General features: G+C 63.4%; 3 protein-coding genes. All 3 read right to left on the reverse strand.

Features of this window, described 5'->3' with window-relative positions:
* Positions 1 to 158: 158 nt before the first annotated feature.
* Positions 159 to 916 (reverse strand): IS5 family transposase gene (locus ACROSR_RS20400; protein WP_432687711.1). Its coding sequence is split into 2 segments (ribosomal slippage): positions 159 to 595 and positions 595 to 916, totalling 759 coding nucleotides; the frame shifts between segments, so codons are not numbered across the junction.
* A gap of 63 nt (positions 917 to 979) precedes the next feature.
* Positions 980 to 2,161: an AI-2E family transporter gene (locus ACROSR_RS20405; protein WP_432687709.1), complete on the reverse strand. Its 1,182-nt coding sequence runs from the start codon at positions 2,159 to 2,161 to the stop codon at positions 980 to 982.
* A 167-nt stretch (positions 2,162 to 2,328) separates the two neighbouring features.
* On the reverse strand, positions 2,329 to 2,869 hold a 541-nt coding region (locus ACROSR_RS20410), incomplete at its 5' end, for a VPLPA-CTERM sorting domain-containing protein (protein WP_432687710.1).

Raw genomic sequence — 2,869 nt, forward strand, 5'->3', positions numbered from 1 at the left:
CGATGGCTCCGCGCCCGCGCCCATTGCTCACGCCGCCGAATGATGGCACACAAAAGGAGAACAGGCTCGACTTACGAGTGGCCCTGAAAAAAGGGGCAGGTCAGTTTCTACTGTCTGCGGCGCGGGTGCAGCTCGACCTGTGGTCTTAGGGTCTGGACTCATAACCAATAGATGACAGTCGCGGCTAGCGCGATCGCCGAGAGGAAGACCTTGGGGCACCTGTCATACCGAGTTGCGACACGCCGCCAGTCCTTGAGCCTGCCGAACATGATCTCGATACGGTTGCGGCGTTTGTAGCGACGCTTGTCGTATTTCACGGTTGTCTTGCGCTGCTTCCGGCCCGGGATGCAGGCGCGTATCCCTTTGTCTTCCAACGCTTCTCTGAACCAGTCGGCGTCATAGCCGCGGTCCCCGAGCAGCCAGTCGACCCTCGGCAGGCTGCTGAGCATGGCCCGCGCTCCGATGTAATCGCTGACCTGGCCGGCAGTGATGAAAAGGTTCAACGGGCGGCCTTGGCTGTCGCAAACCGCGTGCAACTTGGTGTTCATGCCGCCTTTGGTGCGACCGATCAGGCGTCCACGCCCCCCTTTTTCACGCCCATGCTGGTCGCGGTGCGGTGGGCCTTGAGATAGGTCGCGTCGATCATAACGGTCTTCTTTTCGCGGTGCTCTGCGGCCAGGCCGGCCATGATCCGGGCAAAGACACCCTTGTCACTCCATCGCTTCCACCTGTTGTAGAGTGTCTTGTGCGGACCGTATTCCGCAGGCGCGTCGCGCCAGCGTAACCCATTGCGGTTGATGAAGATAATCCCGCTCAGCACCCTGCGGTCATCGACCCTCGGCTTGCCGTGGGACTTTGGAAAATAGGGCTCCAAACGCGCCATCTGCGCGTCGCTCAGCCAAAAGAGATCAGACATGTCACCGCTCCGTTTTCGGTGCCGTGAATCACGCAGCGCACCTGAAATCAATGGGTCCAGAGCCTAGCGGCCGTCGGGCTGGAGCGGCGGTTGTGACAGTGTGGCGGTTGCGTTGAGCCGCCGCACGAAGGCCGCCATGACGATCAGCGCCGGTGTCGCAACCAGGGCGCCCGCAGCCCCCCAGAGCCAGGCCCCGAACGCGATGGCCAGAAAAACGGCGATCGGGGCGATCTTGAGGCGCGAGCCGACGATCATCGGCGTGACCACCTGCGCCTCGATCGCGTTCAGGATCACGACCACCGCGAACGGCGCAACGGCGAGAACGGGATCGTCGAACGAAACGATGCCGACGGCAAGCGTGACCACCGCCAGTATCGCGAACCCGATGATGGGCATGAAGTTTGCCAGAGCCGCGGCGACCCCCCAGAGCGGCGCATTCGCCATGCCGATCACGTAGAACGCGGCCGCAACGAAGATGCCGAGGAAAATATTGACCACGGTGATCACCAGAAGATACCGCGCGACGTTCGTACGCACGTCGCGCATGGCCCGCGCCACGGCCCGGCGGGTCGACGGGCGGGGAATCATTCCCAATCCAAAACGTGCCAGCATCACCCGGTCGCGCAGCAGGAAAAAGGTCAGCATCGCCCAGAACACGGCACCCGCGGCCAACCTCGGTGCACCGATCGCCCAGTCGGCCAGCAGGTTCTGGCCACCCGCCACCAGCTGGTCCACCGTGTCACCGTCCGTTTCTCCGTCGCTTTCCGGCTTTGGGGGAGTGTCCGGGTTTGCGACCCGGCTGATTTCCGGCTCCGGCAGGGAACCGGACCCGTCTTCGGCAGAAGATGTCAGCCCGGACATGATCTGGCGGGTGCGTAATTCCACCGCCCGCAGGATCTCGGGCGCCCGGGTGCTGATGGCGTCCGCCGAAGGCGCAAACGCATAGACGGTCATCGCCGAGCCCACCAGAAGCCCGCCGACGACCAGCGCGGCACAAAGCGATGCGGGCGCGCCGGTGCGTTCCAGCCACCGGACTGCGGGTGCCAGTGCGATGGCGCAAAGCAGGGCCAGCACCGTGGGGATCGCGATCACACTGACAACGTCCAGAGCGGCCAGGACCATCAGCCCCGCGATGATGCCCAGAAACGCCGTCTGGAACGCGCCCCGCTCCAGCGTCGAGAACCAGCCACCGGCCGGCATGGCCGGCGGCAATGGCACTGGCTTGGTCAGCCCGTCATCCGGCATCTCGCGGTCCCGCCTTTTCAATTGTCGGGTTGAGGACGTGATCCGGCGCGTCGCGCGCGCAGTGCCCATCGCATGGTCGGTGATTTTCGGGAAAATGGATATGCGCCCGCGCTGTCGCGCGGGCGCAAGGTTTCAGAGGCAGGCACACAACATACCGCTAGCATTGTTTACGCGGTCGCGCCGCCCATCTGATTGCGGCGACGACCGAACAGGCCGAGGCCTGCCAGTGCGGAGCCGATCAGCAGGATCGAGGCCGGCAGCGGAACGGCGGATACGGGTGTCGCGACGTCAAAGCGAAATCCCGCCCCAACGTCGGAGTCTGTCCAGTCGAACACCAGCCGTTGACGTGGAAAGTCCGTGTTGAACGTTGTGCTCAACGTGTCCACCCCGGTCGCCGAAACCAGTGTATTCAGAGAGATCCCATCGATCCAGCTCATGGTCAGACCGGTGAAGCTTGTCGCAACGGTGGCCGACGTCACCGCCGCGTCCGCGACAGCAAGGACTGTCGCGCCGGGTGTGAAGAACCTGAGGGTGTAGCTTCCGGCACCATCGGCAGAGGACTCGACAATACCGGTGAAGAGCGAGTCGGAGGTGATGTCATTGAGAACACCATCGTTGAAGACCTCGGTCGCGGGTCGTGTCGCGAAGTTGGTTGAAATTTGAATGTGGCGTAATCTCCGGGTGACTCGAAACCACCCAATCCGGCGG

Origin of the sequence: Roseovarius tibetensis (assembly GCF_050896375.1) — a bacterium.
GTDB lineage: Bacteria > Pseudomonadota > Alphaproteobacteria > Rhodobacterales > Rhodobacteraceae > Roseovarius > Roseovarius tibetensis.